This is a genomic window from Clostridium acetobutylicum ATCC 824 (assembly GCF_000008765.1).
In the GTDB taxonomy this organism is placed as follows: Bacteria; Bacillota; Clostridia; order Clostridiales; family Clostridiaceae; genus Clostridium_S; species Clostridium_S acetobutylicum.
In genome coordinates, this window is sequence record NC_003030.1 from 2,139,614 (window position 1) to 2,155,043 (window position 15,430).

18 protein-coding genes are annotated in these 15,430 nt (G+C 28.3%); 3 read left to right on the top strand and 15 right to left on the bottom strand.

The features are described from left to right. Positions 1-66: 66 nt before the first annotated feature. The 11 genes from CA_RS10475 to CA_RS10525 all read right to left on the bottom strand — a co-directional run bounded on the left by CA_RS10475 (position 67) and on the right by CA_RS10525 (position 6,693). Positions 67-234, bottom strand: coding sequence for a glycohydrolase toxin TNT-related protein (locus tag CA_RS10475; protein WP_010965329.1), 168 nt, complete (start codon positions 232-234; stop codon positions 67-69). A gap of 303 nt (positions 235-537) precedes the next feature. Continuing rightward, positions 538-1,002, bottom strand: coding sequence for a hypothetical protein (locus tag CA_RS10480; RefSeq protein WP_010965330.1), 465 nt, complete (start codon positions 1,000-1,002; stop codon positions 538-540). Between the two features lie 165 nt (positions 1,003-1,167). Continuing rightward, complete coding sequence (locus CA_RS10485; protein WP_010965331.1) at positions 1,168-1,410, bottom strand: hypothetical protein; 243 nt, start codon at positions 1,408-1,410, stop codon at positions 1,168-1,170. A gap of 6 nt (positions 1,411-1,416) precedes the next feature. Further along, on the bottom strand, positions 1,417-1,866 hold the full coding sequence (locus CA_RS10490; RefSeq protein ID WP_010965332.1) for a hypothetical protein: 450 nt from the start codon (positions 1,864-1,866) through the stop codon (positions 1,417-1,419). Positions 1,867-1,994: 128 nt separating this feature from the next. Then, a complete protein-coding gene (locus CA_RS10495) occupies positions 1,995-2,504 on the bottom strand; it encodes a hypothetical protein (RefSeq protein WP_241428627.1) in 510 nt (169 codons plus the stop codon). 101 nt (positions 2,505-2,605) lie between these two features. Next, the gene (locus CA_RS10500) at positions 2,606-2,794 is read right to left on the bottom strand and encodes a hypothetical protein (RefSeq protein WP_010965334.1); all 189 of its coding nucleotides are present in this window, start codon (positions 2,792-2,794) and stop codon (positions 2,606-2,608) included. A 34-nt stretch (positions 2,795-2,828) separates the two neighbouring features. Next, positions 2,829-3,299, bottom strand: a complete 471-nt coding sequence (locus tag CA_RS10505; protein ID WP_010965335.1) for a hypothetical protein — start codon at positions 3,297-3,299, stop codon at positions 2,829-2,831. Between the two features lies 1 nt (position 3,300). Beyond that, complete coding sequence (locus CA_RS10510) at positions 3,301-3,789, bottom strand: hypothetical protein (RefSeq protein WP_010965336.1); 489 nt, start codon at positions 3,787-3,789, stop codon at positions 3,301-3,303. Between the two features lie 455 nt (positions 3,790-4,244). Beyond that, on the bottom strand, positions 4,245-4,904 hold the full coding sequence (locus tag CA_RS10515; RefSeq protein ID WP_010965337.1) for a hypothetical protein: 660 nt from the start codon (positions 4,902-4,904) through the stop codon (positions 4,245-4,247). A gap of 46 nt (positions 4,905-4,950) precedes the next feature. Continuing rightward, positions 4,951-5,301, bottom strand: a complete 351-nt coding sequence (locus CA_RS10520) for a hypothetical protein (protein WP_010965338.1) — start codon at positions 5,299-5,301, stop codon at positions 4,951-4,953. A 15-nt stretch (positions 5,302-5,316) separates the two neighbouring features. Then, a complete protein-coding gene (locus CA_RS10525) occupies positions 5,317-6,693 on the bottom strand; it encodes a hypothetical protein (protein WP_010965339.1) in 1,377 nt (458 codons plus the stop codon). A gap of 480 nt (positions 6,694-7,173) precedes the next feature. Between CA_RS10525 and CA_RS10530 the strand changes: the two genes are divergently transcribed. The 3 genes from CA_RS10530 (at position 7,174) to CA_RS10540 (ending at position 9,727) form a co-directional block, all read left to right on the top strand. Further along, entirely contained in the window at positions 7,174-8,094 is a 921-nt protein-coding gene (locus CA_RS10530; RefSeq protein ID WP_010965340.1) for an ABC transporter ATP-binding protein, read from the top strand. Further along, entirely contained in the window at positions 8,087-8,875 is a 789-nt protein-coding gene (locus tag CA_RS10535; RefSeq protein ID WP_010965341.1) for an ABC transporter permease, read from the top strand. The genes CA_RS10530 and CA_RS10535 overlap by 8 nt, the downstream gene beginning before the upstream one ends. Before the next feature lie 63 nt (positions 8,876-8,938). After that, positions 8,939-9,727 (top strand): ABC transporter permease, encoded by a 789-nt coding sequence (locus CA_RS10540; RefSeq protein WP_010965342.1) that lies wholly within the window; start codon positions 8,939-8,941, stop codon positions 9,725-9,727. A 357-nt stretch (positions 9,728-10,084) separates the two neighbouring features. On the opposite strand, the gene CA_RS10545 is transcribed toward CA_RS10540, so the two are convergent. The 4 genes from CA_RS10545 to CA_RS10560 all read right to left on the bottom strand — a co-directional run bounded on the left by CA_RS10545 (position 10,085) and on the right by CA_RS10560 (position 15,417). After that, complete coding sequence (locus CA_RS10545; RefSeq protein WP_010965343.1) at positions 10,085-10,237, bottom strand: hypothetical protein; 153 nt, start codon at positions 10,235-10,237, stop codon at positions 10,085-10,087. Positions 10,238-10,656: 419 nt separating this feature from the next. After that, positions 10,657-11,385 carry a hypothetical protein gene (locus CA_RS10550; protein WP_010965344.1) on the bottom strand — a complete coding sequence of 243 codons (729 nt, stop codon included), beginning with the start codon at positions 11,383-11,385 and terminating at the stop codon, positions 10,657-10,659. Positions 11,386-11,394: 9 nt separating this feature from the next. Next, positions 11,395-13,275 carry a 3D domain-containing protein gene (locus CA_RS20365; RefSeq protein WP_010965345.1) on the bottom strand — a complete coding sequence of 627 codons (1,881 nt, stop codon included), beginning with the start codon at positions 13,273-13,275 and terminating at the stop codon, positions 11,395-11,397. A 75-nt stretch (positions 13,276-13,350) separates the two neighbouring features. Then, positions 13,351-15,417: a hypothetical protein gene (locus CA_RS10560; protein ID WP_010965346.1), complete on the bottom strand. Its 2,067-nt coding sequence runs from the start codon at positions 15,415-15,417 to the stop codon at positions 13,351-13,353. Positions 15,418-15,430: the final 13 nt, after the last annotated feature.

The window sequence follows — 15,430 nt, forward strand, 5'->3', positions numbered from 1 at the left end:
TTAAATTCTCTACTGTAGCATCAACATAATTACCATCAATATCTGCGGTTCGTCTGAGTGATTTGATTATTTCACTTCTGTAGCATCAACATAATTACCATCAATATCCTTTATCTTATAGTTTGCGAAATATTGTGTACCCATTCCTTTTTGATCAAACCAAGGTGCAATATCACCTACTTTACAATCAAAATTCCTTAATATTTCATAACGCTCATATGGTTTATCCTTCATAAAGGAAAGAATCCGTTACGTTTTGACACATAATAAGTGATGCATCCCATATGTATGATAATTCAAGTGAAACTAATATTTTGTTTAAAGCTCCACCAAAGTTAAGGGTGATTTAAAACCTTAAAGTCTTAAATCACCCTTAATCTACTATTCATTAATTTTCCACTAAACCATATATAAAGTATTTATCTTTCAATTTAATAAACTCATCACTTTCACTTTTCAACCTTTTATATATACATTAAAATCTTTAAATGTTTTTTGTAGTTATCTATTTCCAACGAAATTAAAGCAAATCTCAATTCACTTTCCCAAATAACAACACTTTAGTTTTTCTTTTATTTCGCTTGTTAATGGAATTATCAATGTTATACACGTTATTAATTTTTCAAATTCAGACAACAACAAAATGTAATTATAAAATACTATTATTGCATTAGAAAATTCACGTCCTTTTACAATATTATATAATTGATTATCTTCTCTACAATAATTAACATCATAAAGTCCATCAACATTCTCAATCATTATAGCTTTACTTTTAAATTCACCTATACTAAAGAATTCTTTATTAAATTCTTTTTCTAAAATCTTTGCAATACTATCTAACTCATCTTCATCACACTTACTGATCTCACACTTAACTGATAATTTTGCATTTGGATGTTCAAATATTTTTTTAATTAAAACATATATTCCACATACTGCAAAATTATAATCTTCAAATTCACAAATTTCAAATCTTTCTCCGCGTTGAACTTCATACAAAGTCCAAGTACTACCATATTTTTTTATTTTGATATAAATTTCTTGGTACGCACCATAATTAGTTAAATGATAAACTTCTCTTCCTCATTGGTAAAAAGTTTATCTATTTGTCCAGCTTTTATCAATAATTCATGTGGTTATATCATTCCTAATTTTACAGTTCTTTTATATTATTCCCATGCTTTTTAGTGATTCAATAAGCCATTTATAAAAATAGTTACATGCATCATTTTCATTGTCAAATTCTTCCCTTTCGGACTTTATTCCTCTTTCACTATAATAAGTTTCCCATTTACCATTAACATAATTTAAACAATATGCTTCATTTGGTCTTCTACCATCTAATGAATATACTTCTTTGGGTATTTGGTTGTTAATTAATTTTATTTTTAATTGATCTTTTGTCATTTTATATTATTTCGAATAGTATTTATTTAAATTATTCAGTCGCATAATAAAATTCAAAATAGAATTTTCATCTACCATTAAATTGCTTAAATAAAGTAAAAAATCGAACTCATCTTCATCATCTCCGAATGTTAAAACAAATGGACTTATATATGGTTTATATATAATATTACAGACAAGGACTTCCTTTATTTTTACTCTGAAGTTACGCTTACCATCATCTAGTATTTCATTTGTGCAATTTATTTCGTCTGGCTTAGTTTCATAACTTTTATTATTATATTGGAAATATAATTTACCATCATCAATATATAATCCTAATAGTTCACCATCTTCACTAAATCCGCCTACACCATTTTCTATATCCTTTATACTATTTGCATCAACTATTGAATATCCTTCAGATGTTATATTAATATATGTATTCTTTTTAGAATAATTATCTAAAAATATCATAACTAGCTCCTCCTAATGAATTAATCCTAATAGTGTATTTATTACATCATCTTTTTTCATGAAATTTTTAATAACACTACTCCAAACTTCGTCTACTAATCAAATAAATTACATGTTTAATTGACATTTTATATATTCATTCTCTGTAATATATTATATAATTTAGTTGCACTCATTTTAGTCTTAACATTATCAATCACAAACTCTACATTCTTAATGTTATTTTCAATCAAAATTTTAATTATATCTTGCAATCTATTGATATCTATTGATATCTCTTTTTTATTTACATACTCTTTTCCATATTTCTTGCACTCTGTTTCGTCCGTAAAAACCTTAATGCAATCCCTTTCGATTATAGGAGTAATTTTTCTTGTTACCAATTTCTCATCTGCTTTATCTTCACTCGTTATAACCCATAATTTATTATTTAAAAACCTAAGACTATTTAAGGTATTCATAATTGGATATTCACTTTTAGTCAATACCGGTGGTTGTCCTTGCTTTATAAAACACTCATTTACCAAATCAAATATACTACATGTCATAAAGTTTCTTCCTTCATCAATAATAACCTGACAAACTCCAGCAAACATTGCAAAATAAGACGTCAATAACAGTTCATCAAATTCAACCATTTTCACTAAATATATATCTTTTCTTTTAAATTGATAATATTGTGCATATTCTTTTGCTATCTCTTGTTCTGAAAAAAGCCACATTGTAGGAATATTATTATTTAATCCAAAAAAAACTTACCTTTATTGTTCTTAACATCATCATCCGTTGTATTTCTATTAACTATAGTATATAATCCCTTCAAACTCACTATAGATTTTAAAATTTCATTGTATTTCTCTATATATTTTTCCGAACCTTTACATATTTTATTTAGTTCATTTATTTTTTCTTGTATGAATATACTCATCCTAATATTTTCTCCCTTAACTATCCAATATGATTTATTCTAAAAGCTTCTTTAAATAATCCTTTATATATTTTGGTTCAATTCTAGTAACTTGCTCCCCCATGCTCTCAAATTTCAAGATAGGCTTTTTTATTTCAATTAGAGCATCTACTTCTTCTATTTCAACTTCTTTTTTAAAAACAAATTGCTCTACTTTTTTAAAATTATAAAGTCTTGCCTCTTTTTCATCATTTGTACCTAATGTAATTTTACCAGTATCCAATATAAACTTTCCTACAGCCCAAGGAATAAATTCTCTTCCTTTATAAATTACTTTATACTCTATGTTATATATTATATCTACATCTTCTATAGTTACTTCCTTTATAAATATATCATTATGTATATTTCCTAGTAAATCTACTAATTCCTTAAAACCTTCCTCGTACACTCTTGATCTAAGCCTTACTTTCATATTTCTAATACTAGATAAATATAATTTTCCTTTATATATTGAATATTTCACACTACTTCACTCCTATAATCCATTTTTCAGTTAAATCTTCATCATAGATAAATTGTTGTATTACTTTCCCATTATTACTATCTCTAATATTCAATATATCACCACTCTGAAAATTCCCTACATAACCTCTTTCATATGTAAATTCAGGTAATACAACATTTTTACTTCCAGTAAAGCCTCTTGCAGTATATGGATAATTTTCAGCATTTGCTTCCCATCTTGGAATTATCAATTTTGCTGGATTATTTTCTTTATATTCGATAGTTCCATAAAATTTATCTGGTATCCCTATTTGTGTTGATACTCCATTTACACCATTATCAATCTTGAACATTGTTCCATCATAATCAAGTCTAGCTCCTTCGTAATTCTCATATAATGTTTTTAGATTTTTACTATGTTCATCAACTGCTATAAATCCTCTTACACCTTTATATTCTTCGTCATACAAATATTTATATATATCGCTTTGCGGAATAACCTTTGTCATTTTTGTACCAACACTAGGTAATCCAATTTCATCTCTAATAGAATCTACTAAAGACTTTTCACTAATATTTAGTACTCTATCTTATCAAATATATTTTCTCTTTTTTACATATTTGTTAATAATGTATTTTAATTAATAGCTGATAAAAAACTATGAATCTGCTTACTTAATTTTCGGCCGATTCATTAATTTAGGATTATTATTTATTTCTATATTTTTATTATCTAGTGCATCTCTTGTTTAATCATCTTTAGTATATATACCTTTTTTAGTATTCCAAAAAAATCTTCTATAGAAGAACCCAATTCAGCATTATAAAGCATTAATTTGTAGTACAAATTTTCAATACAGAATTACAAATTCCGTTAAGGCTTCCTTAAGTTCAGCTTCTTTGATTTTATACATTTTTAAAATACCTATTTTTTTAAGTTAAACAATTATTAAGTTGTAGTAAGTTATTGAAACGGACTATCATAAAGCCATCCTAAATATGGCTCTTCAATTAAGACCATGTCTTTCTTATTAAAATTATATATTAATGCATTACATTTGGTTACTACAAAATAGGGAAAAATTTCCTTCCAGCTCTTAAACAATATATTTCCTTTTTCATTTAATTCTTTTTTTAATTTTTCACTATCATCTTCTGTCAATGCTATATTAAGATACCTAATTCCCTCAACATCAACTAGAAGATAATCTTTATTATTTTGTATTACATATGCTCCTCCTTTTATATATAAATCCATTACTATAACTTCTCTGTATAAAAGTTTTAACATATTTGTATCGAGAACTAATTGAGACTCATCTCCTAAATTAATTATAGCTCCTTGAATTTCCATTCTTAAAATATTTCTAATTATGCTTATAGCATCAACTTCAATAATATTATTAATATTCAAATAATGCTTACTTTCAGTTAGTATTTCTTTACTTGTAGCTATTACTACATATTTATTTTTGTTAATAATTACTTTAGCCAATGAATTTTCCGAATCACATGGGCAATAATATATCATTGCTTCTCTTGAAAGCATTTGTAATAACTCCAATAAGCACTCCTGCTTTTTACTTATTTCTATAATTCTATTTCTAATATGATCATTATACATTCTTGTACCTCAACTTTATAATTTCAATTAATGTTTACTTAAAATTTCATAAATTCAATATAGTCTTATCTTCCAATATTGTATCTACTTCGCTCTTTCTTATCCATTTATGATATACAGAACGTTCTATGAACTCCATATTTAATTTAACCCCTACTTCATTGTTACTAGTATAAATTAATATACTATCTTCTTTTTCTGATATAACTTGAAACTTGTATCCTTTATAAATACAATTAGTCTGTATATAGTATATTTGTTCAACATCGCTTCTTTTTATAGTTTTATATTTTAAATCACTATCATCTGATTTTAGTTTAATGATTTTATTTTTTTTATCATAATCAAGAACCTCATATTGTCTTTGCATATATACCGTATATTTGCCAAGTAACATAAATAACCCCTCTTTTTATTTTATTTTTATAAACTTATCATTTATATATTTTCCAATTAATTCTTCAATTCCTGTTTTACTATTTACCCTATATAATTCTGCACCTTCGTTAGGTTTCAAATATTGCATTGTATACTCGGGAATAATATTACCATATATATCTTTAGTAAAACCATGCCCTGTAAATGGGTCTGGTGATGTATCAAAACCACCAATTGGTGGTTTTGCACCAACTACCTCCATAGTTGGTCCATATGGTATATCTATTTTGTCTACTGCGTCTGTTTTAAATCTTATTATTCCATAATCCTTATCTACTCCTACTGTAAATGGAGTATTCTTGTACCCAAGCGCTAATCCATGATAAACCTCTTGTAATGTACTTAACGCTTTAGCATCTTGAGCTTTAGTTATAAATCCACCTACTGTATTCCATGGGTTATCTTCTTTTATATAGTTATTTATTTTTCCACCATCAATCACTTTTTGTAATATTGTATCATTTTGTGGATTTGGAACTTGTTCTCTAATCTTCATCATAATTCTTCTTTGTTCATTAGTAAGTTCGGAAGCACCTTTCATTCTCATTGAATTAAATTCATCTAAACTAATCTTCTCATTTTTTAATATAGATGATATATCTTCTTGAAATGAATTTATTTTAAGTACCTCACTTTTTGAGAAGTTAGTATCACTGACCCCCTGATTCTTCCCCACATTAACCAACGGCATCTCTTTGCCGTTTTCAATAGCTTCATTTATTCTATCCATGCTAGCGAGGCCTCTAGCTCCTATTTCAAATTCATTTTGAAGTTCGGCTACAGCATTTTGGTTACTAAAAGCCATTTCTGTTAACTGTGCATCCATTACTTCTTCCACTTGAGTTCTAACTCTAGGCTTTTTTCCAGTAACAAAATACTCTATCTTATCAAATATATCTTCCTTTGCAGGCTTATTATACCACGCTTTTTTCTCCATTTCCTCTTCTTTATCAAATTCCTTTAAAAAACCATCAACCTCTTTTGTGGTTTTATCAGCTTCTTTTAATACTTTATCTAAATTCTCATCATCATTGCCTCTATATAACACAGCCCCACTAGCCAATCCCATTGAAGCTGCTAAAGCTTTATCAGAGTTTGCAATGGTAGCCTTAGCATCATTAAGTTTAATAGATAATTTATATATATTATTTGTAATTTGCTTTCCTAGCTTTAAAGAATCCGTTATGTTTTGACATATAATAAGGGATGCAGCTGATATGTAGGATAATTCAAGTGAAACTAATATTTTGTTTAAATCTTTGATTATGTTGTCTAAATTACCACCCATAGTGCGAAATTCAAAGGTCATAGAATCCATAATCATATATTCCATTTTTATTTTGTCTGCCAAATTCAGTCCGCCTTCCTTAGTAAAAAAACTTTTTACATCTTTTTAGTTTACTAATATATAATAGTATTTTGTGGATATGTTTTCAAGTCATTTTTAAATTATATTAAATTTTATATTTATTTTCTATATTATTCTTTATAACTTACCAAAAATACTTATTATTAAATTTATGCTGCAATATATATATTAGGACATAATAAAAAATGCTATTTTAATACCTTGCTGTACAATCAGGTATGCACCTAATCCACATTTAAAATATTAGGCTATATTTTAAAATATTGTTAAAAATATATAAACAATTATTATTTCTACCTAAAATAAACTTTTAGAAACAATATAATCTATACTTTGTATACAAAATCTTATATAGGTTCAAATAAATATCTCTAGTTATTCTTAGGTGTTTTATGGCAATAAATTGATGAAAAGTAATTAATAGTATACAATATAGTTATCTTATATAATTGAGGTGAGTTTATGAAATATTTAGTAAGAACATTTAACCTTACAAAAAAATATAAAAATACTTCTGTTGTTGAAAATCTAAACTTGAATATAGAACAAGGACAAATATATGGTTTCTTGGGTAAAAACGGTGCAGGCAAAACAACAACTTTACGTATGATTTTAGGTCTTATGAAAATCTCTACAGGTGAAGTTGAATTGTTTGGAGAAAAAAATCCAACAAGGTCAATATATAAAAAAATAGGTTCCATAATAGAGTACCCCGGATTTTATCCAAATCTTACGGCAGAAGAAAACTTGGACATTCATAGAAGAATGATGAAAATTGAAAATCAAAAACGCATAAATGAAACTTTAACTATGGTAGGTCTCGATTCAAATTCAATCAAGGGCAAAAAAGTAAAAAACTTTTCACTTGGAATGAAACAAAGATTAGGACTTGCTAGAGCTCTTCTACATGAACCTGAACTTTTAATTTTAGATGAACCAACTAATGGTCTAGATCCATTGGGGATAAAATCCATGAGGGAAACTCTTATAGCTTTATGCAAAGACAGAGGAATAACTATTTTAGTATCAAGTCATCTATTAAGTGAAATAGAGCAGCTAGCAACTAAGATAGGAATTATAGATAAAGGGCATTTAATTGAAGAATTAACCTATGATGATTTACAAAAGCGAAATAAAAAATACCTAAAGCTAAAAGTAAGTGACGTAAAAGAAGCCTGCTCTCTTATTAAAAATAACTTAAATATAAAGGACTATGAAATAATTGGAAAGGATGCTATAAAAGTTTATGAAAAAATAAATGAGAGTTCCACTATAGCTAAAACTCTCATAAAAAATGATATAGAATTATACGAAATGTCTTTTAGTAAAGATAACCTTGAAGATTACTTCGTTAAAGTTACAGAAGGTGACTCTAATGTATAGTTTAATCCAATGTGAGTTTCTAAAATTACGAAAATCTAAATTTTATTTAATAATTATCTTAATGACCTGCTGCTATCCTTTATTGGTATTCTTCAAAAATATAAGTGAGTCAAATTTATTAAATTGGAATCAATATATTTTTTCTGTGGAAAATATGTCCTTTATCATTACTTTTACTCCTATATTTTGTTTAATTAGTGCCTATATATTTTCAAGAGAATTTTCCTACAAAACATCTCAGATTCTATTTTGTTATCCTCAAAGTAGAACTAAAATATTTATTTCTAAGCTTATTACTATAATGGTTTTATTTGCCTTTTTGCTTTTCTTAGAACTTCTTGTAACTATTTTGTTAGGATTTATGTGTCCACATGAAGTTTTAACTTCACAAATTATATATATTCATTTTAAATTATATTTATATGTTTTATTTGTAGAGTGTACTATATCCCCTATATGTATCTTAATTTCTCTATTATTTAAAAATACGGTGACACCACTAATATACGGTATACTCATCTCCGTATGTAATCTGTTTATTTCTACTTATTTTGTAGTTAAAAATGCAAATGGAGGCTTAATGAAAAACATTATATTTAATATACCCTTATTTTACAATGTTCCTATATTATATTCTTGTTTTAAAGCAAATAATGGTAAAGCAATATTTATAGAAAGTTCTTCAATATTGTCACTTCATCATATATTTATTTGTATACTAACTTTTATAATTGCAAATTTATTTTGTATTTTATATTACAAAAAGCTAGAAGTTAAATAGCTGTCTGCACTAGTTAAGGACTATAAAATACAATACTATCATGAAGGATGGAAGGTAATATATATGTTTAATATAATTTATTGTGAATTATTAAAATTAAGAAAATCTTACTTTTATTTAACAATTATGCTTGTTAATTTTATTATCCCTATCATGTTTTTTTTATTACTCGGTGGATCACTTAAAAATCCTTATAAATATTTTTACCTATCTGAACAAATATACTTTATGTTTATCAATACTCCTATGTTGTGTTTGATTAGCGCATATATATTTTCAAGAGAATTTTCCTACAAAACATCTCAGATTCTATTTTGTTATCCTCAAAGTAGAACTAAAATATTTATTTCAAAAATATTATGTATACTTATATTAGCTTTGATTGCACTTGGCATTCAGTTTATAATGGTTGTTTTAGGGTGTGCTTTACTCTTTCATAACTTAATTAGTATCCAGACTTTACTTTTTCATTTTAAAGTGTATTCATACTTTTTATTTAGTGAAATACTGCTTCTGCTAATTAGTACTCTTTTCTCAATAATATTTAAAAATACATTAGTACCAGTAATATATGGAATATTAATAGACATAATAAACCTATTTATTTTGCAATTTTGCTCTATATATAAAATTTCTATATTTAGTAATATGTTAAAACAAAATCTAGATTACATTCCATGCTCCTATAATATAGTCATACTTGGTAATGTTGGCAATGCTATTAATAACAAAATATTACATCTACATTCTTACACGTTACTAAAAACCTCAAGTATTATAATCTGTATTTTTATTATTGCAGTAGAATTGTTCGTTTGTAATTTATACTATAAAAGATGTGATATTATGTAGGAAAATATAGCTTTGAATTAATAACAATACCTTATAAGTTGAGTATTTATAGGATCTTTTGTTACAATCATGCAGAGGTGAAATAGAAATCAATTTATACAAAAATTTTAACATACTCGTTATATTGTTATATGGAAATTATTTTTAGCTCTGGTTATTGCTACATAAAAAGCCTCTGCCATTTTTGACATTTCCTTAGCCGCCTTACTAGTAAAAGTTAAGAGCATAACCTTTTTAATAGCAGGTATGCGACTCTTGATGAAAGAACTCTAGTTTTTCTACTACCTGCATCTCATCTTAACAATCCTGTCTATTTAATGGTGCTGTTGACTGCCTTCTAGCCAATATCCAATTCACTTAATAATTCTTATAAGAAAAGGTTTTATATGCTTTAACTTTTGGCTTTTCATCACCTGCAACTGTTTGTGCTTTCCTATCTACAAGAAGTTTATTCTGTACAAAAGTTACGAAACACGTTAATGCATCCATGTTTTCAAGATTAGCATACACTCCAATTTTACCTTGCGTAGTTGATATTAATGGATTAACAACTACATTTTCATCTCACAATGTAAGTTTTTCTGGTGTAAAGTTTCTTCTAACTTTAATTTTGTACATATAGACTTATAGATTCATGAGGTGTTCTTTTAATAAATACTTATTCATCTCCTAATGTTGCAAGTTCTTTTTCATTTTTTTACCAACTCGTTATTTTCTCAATTATTTTATATTTTCCTTACTTTATCACTTACGAAATATCCCAAGTTAAAATTATAAAAATATATACGTAAATAAAAAAAAAGTGACTAGTAAAGGAGATTTAAACTAGCCACTGTAAATTTAATTAATTATTTTCGTTTCCATGCTTATATAATATTCTAGTTTTGTGACAACTTGGTTACAAAATCAAATATAATATGTTAATAATTTTATTCTATATTTATATTTAAAACAGCCCTTTTATCTTTAAATTGAATATTAACAATGAAGCTCTGTTCTTTTGTAGAATACATATCCATAACAAATTGAAAACTGTCCGCATCCTTTCCTTCTATATGACTTATCACTCCATGACTTATTACCTCTTTATTATCTAAAAAACAGAGTTTATCTAAAATTATCTTAAGTTTATCTTCTTTATCTATACCATACAGATAAAAAAATCTTTTTTTATTGTCTCCTTTTAAGAAGTATTTTTCTAAAGCATCATGATTACTCCTTATATAAAAAGCTTCTCTGAAAAGCTTTGGCATATCCTCTGATATTTCTTTTATCCTATTTTCTATCAAAAACATTTCATCCAATGTCACAAGCTTAGAATTGTATAAATCATTTATATTATCCAAATAAAAACCCCCACTACTCCTTATCTCTTTTGATATATTTGCTTCTGTGTTTATATTATTTGTATCCTTACTTTCAAAATTTTTAAGCCTATCTTCATTCTTATTTTCTTCTTTAACTTGGGCTTCTATTTTATTTTCTTTCTTCCCTTTTTCTATTAATTTGATCTTCCTAATTGGGTTTTCTATATTTTTTTTAGGGTTACTATCATTGTTATTTTCACTTACAAATTCTAGTGTCGAAAATATTGTGCCCAGTAAAAATATAGAAAACATCACACTAGCTAAAATTACAACCTTTAATTTTCCATGCATCTTTAATTATTACCTCCTCACTTTTATATTTACAGTTCCAAAATTATCACATCTCGCAGTATCTTCAGCGCCACCAAAGCCCATGAATAAATCTATGTGATTCCCTTTTATTGCTCCACCTGTATCATGTGCTGTATACCAGCCATTTAAATCATACCTTTGTCCATTTTTAGTTTGATACCTCTTATTATCAGGAAATTGAAGATATACCCTAGTTCCAAGTTTTATTACGCTTGGATCAACTGCGATTACCCTACTTGTGAAGTCCTTTCCATCAAGATTAGTTCCATCTGCTGTAGTTCCGCCGCCTTCCATAGCATCATGAACTCCACCGTAAGCAGTACATATAAAACTTTCATACTTTATATTAGGATTGTTAAATGCCCAAAACATATTAGCTTCTGCTGCTATACCTTCCATTGGATATTTATTTATACCTGTGGCTGGGTTAGGATCATTAATGAGTACCTGTCCATCTGTATCAACTCCAGTAAGTACAATAAAATGCCCTCCTTTAGTAAAATGCCCTGAGTGCATACTTGCAACAACTGGATTACCGTTTTTAAGCTGGTCATATACATAGCTATAATTACTTGGTTCAATTTCTCCTGAACTATTAATTCCAAACCTTGAAGTAGAACCAGTATCAAATAATGCCCAGGAAGTACCTTCACCACTAGAGCTGTTATACCCAGAAGCTATTGAATACTCTGCTGCTTCTCCTGGATCGAGTATTCCATCTTTATTTTTATCCCATGCTCCTAAATTTCCTCCAAGTCCTGAAATTATCATTGCAAAGCTTGTCGGACCGCATCCACTTGTAGCAACATCTCCCTGTCCATAAGGAACATTGGCCCACCTCGCATCTGTTTGTCTGAAAAGAGGTATTTGTCCCCCAAAGCCTCCATCTGCACCAGCTTGAAGTATATCATTCACTATATTATCATCGTTAGGATCTTTATTCATCCAGTCCCCATTTTGGCTCTTTGTATCGTAGTCATTACTTGCACCTTCTATAACAAAATGTGCAGCCATTTTAAGCTTATCTTCAGTATCCTCATTTGGAAACTGCTCTTTTATTATACTTTTTAATCTCTCCATATTCTTTCCGCTTTCAGTAACCTTATCAATCACAGGAGTATCAACCTTTGTTGTTGTAGTTGTTGTTTCTATTACTGTCTCCATTTCAGGTTTTTTGTTTGGATCATTAGTTGCCGGTTGATTATCTTTAGGTTTTTCATATGTTCTAGTTTTTGTTTCTGTCTTAGTCTCTGATTGAACTCTATATGTTATATCTACCTTTCCCTTAAGTGCATCAGCACTTGTTAAAAGCTTTACTTCTTCTTTTGTAATCTGTGGTGCTACATTGTCATTTTTTCCTGTAGAATCTTTTGTGTTGACCGTAACCGTTGTAACTATATAGTCATCTTTATAATTAAAATTTGGCTTTAAAAGTTCTGAATATTCATCTATAATATCTTCAGCACCAGCAAGACCCGTTTGTCCATTCTTCGATACTATCTTATCTATGTCTTGTCCTTTTTCCATTTCTGCAAGAGATATAAAACCTTCAACATTACCTTCTGTAAGGGCTACTTTCTTTGCCATACCATACATATCATCCATAGGCCCATTAGCATCTTTTACTTTTTTAGTTAAGTATCCTTGAAGTTCTTTGTTTTCGTAAGTATTAAAATTATCACTTATTGTCCTATCTCCCATAAAACCAGTTTTCGCTACGGATATAGCGAATATAACTATGAATATAAATAGACAGAAAATAAGTCCCCAAGGAAACATTATCTTTTTTATTAATGCCTTGAGAACTTTCTTACCTTTATTCTTAGCCATATTTTTAAACATACTGCCTAACCCTTTACTTCTTTTCACCAATTCAACCTCCCTTCAAATAAAAAAGGTTAAGAACTTTAAAAATCAAAATTCTTAACCTTAATATTTTCATTCCTATGACCATTCATTGAACCCATCTATTGATGTATATGGATTAGTTTGTGCTATAATTTTTCTTTTGTCTTTATCCCCTAACTTATTAAATGGATGTGCTTTTGTTAAATTCATAGCAGCTGCATTATTATTTCCTTTAGATATATTCTTAGAGAAACTACTTACATTATGAGCTGTTCTTAAAGTTTTACCTACTTTAGTATTAGCAGTATGATTTAATACTACATTTGCTGGTTTATTTAAAACTTTTAGATTTTTAAATCTAGCCTTTAAATCATTATTTCCACCAAATAAAATCTCTACAGCTTCCTTTCTATTTTTAGAAAGTCCGAGCTTTTCCATCTGCGAAGCAGTCTTATAAATGGCTTTAGCTGTTGAAATTCTATTCTGAACTCCACTTACTAAATTTCCTCCTGCTTGAACTACTCCTTTAAACATAGGATCTCCTGCTGTCATTGCTGTAAGTAATCCTTTGGTTCTACTTCCTGCCTTATTATTTGACATTTCAGCATTTAAATTATCTGCTAGTATTGAATTGTTTAATCCTTGTTTTGCACTGTCTTGTTTAAACTTCTCTACTGTAGTATCAGATTTATCTATATTATATTCTTTATCATTGTTTCCAACTGGAAAACCATCACCCATGTTATAACTTCCGTAGTCTTTTAGATTATCTCCAAAAGAAGTTGCATTAGAGGATACAGGACCTGAACTTTTTACAGAATTTCCGCCTTTATTAGTACTACCTAATGTATTTCCAAATATTTTATTAGCTACATTAGAGGCTTTAAAATCTTTAGGACTACCTGCTACTTCACCATTACTGCGATTTCCTCCTAGTGTCATTCCAAAGGCTGATGCCATGCCTCCTGCTATAGCTCCAACAGTTCCAAGTGCTCCTCCTCCTAATGTAGTTTCGTCTAATCCTGAAACCTTTGTAAAAAATCCCTGTAGTGAATTTCTAAGCATTTCGGCAACCTTAGTTAAAGCAGTAATCCAAATTAAAGCTAAAAGCCAATTTTGCCACGTTGAAGCTCCAAGAGCTGCAATCATTACTGTAAATGTAAAGGCATAAAAAAACTGCATAGCTGCATTTGTTATCATTTCTCCGAACCATATTGCAGCTGCATGTACTTTATGATTTATCCCCCATAGCGCTATTGCTATTGGAGTAAACACATACATAACTGTAAGAACAACTTTTCTGCTTAAAAAGATAATATTTATTCTTATATTCTGCCAAGCATAAAGTAAGTGTACTATGGCTGTAGTAACTGGTGAACCAGTTTTAAGAGAATCTAACAAAGAATATTTAAATGCTGGGCTACTTGAATAATCCCCTAAAATAGACTTTGTAGCCGCATTTAATGCGTCTGTAAAGGCATTAAATAATTCAAATAGTCCTTGAATAAATAATGGTGCTGCTGCTAATAAAAACACACATAAAAACCAATTCATAAGCTCCTCTTTTAAATCTATTTTCTTTGAAACTGAATCTGAAAATAAAATCATAGAGAAGCCCGTTTTTGCAATCATTATTAGAAATAAAGGTGCTACTAATGTACACATAAGAGTATACAAATAGTTTAAATTCTCCCATTCCTGATTTTCAAATGGTGCTAACCCTTTTTTACTTGTAGAAAATATTAATTCACCAAGTGGCTTAAACCCTATATTAGCGTCTATAACATTTTCTACTGCTTTAGGTACAGCATCTATAACCTCTGCTACACCTCTTTGAATAAATGTTCCTTGATCTTCCTTATCGATTTTATTTGAATCTGTTTTATAGGTTGAATTTTTAGTATTAAGATCTATTCCTGAAGTATTGGCCATCCAACCTAAAAATCCAGCAAGAATTAAACTTATGCCAAGTATAAAACCGCCAGCTGCTATTTTACCTAGGGACTCCATAGCCCTCTCTCTGGTATCCTTTTTATTTGCACCTAAAAGCATCTTTATACCAAGCATAATTATTGCAAATGCCATTGATATTCCGCCAAAGGCACTTATATATTCATATATTATTTTAGTAGGAGCATCTGCATTCCCCGATATAAAATTCAATTTAAAACCCCCT

Excerpts from the sequence above, each read along its gene's own strand:
- CA_RS10550 (WP_010965344.1), bottom strand. The coding sequence starts at position 11,385 with ATGCATGGAAAATTAAAGGTTGTAATTTTAGCTAGTGTGATGTTTTCT.
- CA_RS10475 (WP_010965329.1), bottom strand. The coding sequence starts at position 234 with ATGAAGGATAAACCATATGAGCGTTATGAAATATTAAGGAATTTTGAT.
- CA_RS10520 (WP_010965338.1), bottom strand. The coding sequence starts at position 5,301 with ATGTTACTTGGCAAATATACGGTATATATGCAAAGACAATATGAGGTT.
- CA_RS10530 (WP_010965340.1), top strand. The coding sequence starts at position 7,174 with ATGAAATATTTAGTAAGAACATTTAACCTTACAAAAAAATATAAAAAT.
- CA_RS10515 (WP_010965337.1), bottom strand. The coding sequence starts at position 4,904 with ATGTATAATGATCATATTAGAAATAGAATTATAGAAATAAGTAAAAAG.
- CA_RS10510 (WP_010965336.1), bottom strand. The coding sequence starts at position 3,789 with ATGACAAAGGTTATTCCGCAAAGCGATATATATAAATATTTGTATGAC.
- CA_RS10540 (WP_010965342.1), top strand. The coding sequence starts at position 8,939 with ATGTTTAATATAATTTATTGTGAATTATTAAAATTAAGAAAATCTTAC.
- CA_RS10490 (WP_010965332.1), bottom strand. The coding sequence starts at position 1,866 with ATGATATTTTTAGATAATTATTCTAAAAAGAATACATATATTAATATA.
- CA_RS10495 (WP_241428627.1), bottom strand. The coding sequence starts at position 2,504 with ATGGTTGAATTTGATGAACTGTTATTGACGTCTTATTTTGCAATGTTT.
- CA_RS10485 (WP_010965331.1), bottom strand. The coding sequence starts at position 1,410 with ATGACAAAAGATCAATTAAAAATAAAATTAATTAACAACCAAATACCC.
- CA_RS10535 (WP_010965341.1), top strand. The coding sequence starts at position 8,087 with ATGTATAGTTTAATCCAATGTGAGTTTCTAAAATTACGAAAATCTAAA.
- CA_RS10500 (WP_010965334.1), bottom strand. The coding sequence starts at position 2,794 with ATGAGTATATTCATACAAGAAAAAATAAATGAACTAAATAAAATATGT.